At 57.5% G+C, this 1,704-nt stretch carries 1 protein-coding gene; it reads left to right on the forward strand.

The window, feature by feature from the left end:
• Positions 1–40: 40 nt before the first annotated feature.
• On the forward strand, positions 41–1,704 hold a 1,664-nt coding region (locus AC1DT3_RS20260; protein WP_477467006.1), incomplete at its 3' end, for a glycosyltransferase family 2 protein.

The raw sequence follows: 1,704 nt of genomic DNA on the forward strand, positions 1-1,704 counted from the left end.
GTTCCTGGGAGAGCTCCGTCGGGTACTTCGCCCGGACGGTATGCTGATCATCAGTACACCCGACCGTGACGCGTACTCGCCCATTGGGACTCAGCCCAATCCCTTTCATGTTCTGGAGTTGACGCGCGACGAATTTGAACAACTGCTGTTGCGGCACTTCCCGAACGTGGCGATCAACGCGCAGCGCGCGATGATCGGCTCAGTCATACTGGGCAATCAGAACGATCGGTCTCCCTTTTGCTACGAGCGGCGAAGTGACAAGCTTATTGAGGGCAGCAGGCACCTGGCTCGCGCGCCCTATATGGTCGCAGTCGCGTCAAGTGCTCCTATCGCGGGRTTGGAGAGCAGTGTCTATGTCTATGAAAGCGACGTAGATGGGCTGTCAAGGCGAGCGCATCACTACGAGGCCGAGGCTAGAAGGCTTACTGAGGAGCTCGCAGATTCGAAGCGCAGGCCCACGTCACTTGAGGCTCACTTAAAGACTACTCTGAGCGAACTCACGGCGGCGCAGAGGACCATCAAGCTGCAGGCGGCTCGGATCAGCCTGCACGAAGGTTGGGTAAAAACTCTGCAGGAAAGCATCGATCAGATTCGCGACAAGGCAGACGCCGAGTCAACATCGCGCCGACATACCGAGGCGCAGCTCGACGAGGTCCGAAGGGAACTGCAGGCTGTACTCGGAAGCACGACTTGGAAGGCAATGGATCCATTGCGTGCGTTTGGAAAGAGGTCACCAGCCCTTGCCCGCGGCGCACGCAAGGTTGCTAGACTCGCTTGGTGGACTGCGACCTTCCAGCTTCCGCGGCGATTTAGAGAGTTTCGCGCGTTGCAGGCCGCCCGCGGGCTGCAGAGCAGCGACATCGGCGCATTCGGCCTCATCGCGGCAAGCACGATCTCTCTCCCATGTGATCCTGAACCGACAGTGTCCGTCATCATACCGACCTATGGGCAGGTCGAGACGACCCTACAGTGCCTGAAGTCACTCGCCGACCACCTCCCGCAAACGTCCATCGAGGTGATCGTTGTCGACGACGCCTACGTGGGTCCCGACGATACGTCTCGTCTGGATGAAGTCGAGGGATTGCGATTGATCGTCAATCCGCGAAACATGGGTTTTCTGCTCAGCTGCAATTCAGCGGCGCGGCAGGCAAAGGGCAAGTACCTTTATTTTCTTAACAACGATACTATCCTCAACGACCGCTCAATCGAGGCGCTTGTCGAGACACTCGATCGGCATCCCGATATCGGCATGGCGGGATCCAAATTGCTGTTTCCTGATGGAACGCTCCAAGAGGCGGGCGGCATCATTTGGTCCGATGCATCGGGCTGGAACTACGGGCGCGGCCAGGATCCTAATAGACCTGAGTTCAACTACATACGAGACGTCGACTACTGCTCCGGGGCTTCAATTCTTGTTAGGCGCGAGCTGTTTGACGAACTGGGTGGATTCGATGAAGCTCTCGTTCCCGCGTATTACGAAGACGTGGACCTTGCGTTCCGAATTCGTGAAAAGGGCCTGCGAGTCGTTTATCAGCCGGAATCTACGGTTATTCACCTCGAGGGCGTGTCGCATGGAACTGATCTCGGTAGCGGCGTCAAAGCGCACCAACTGATCAACCAACGTTGGATTCTGGACCGATGGTCCGACAAGCTGGCTGCTGAAAACTACCAACCCGGGACGCATGTTTTGCGCGCGCGTGACTG

This window comes from Microvirga sp. P4_G7, from assembly GCF_056401005.1.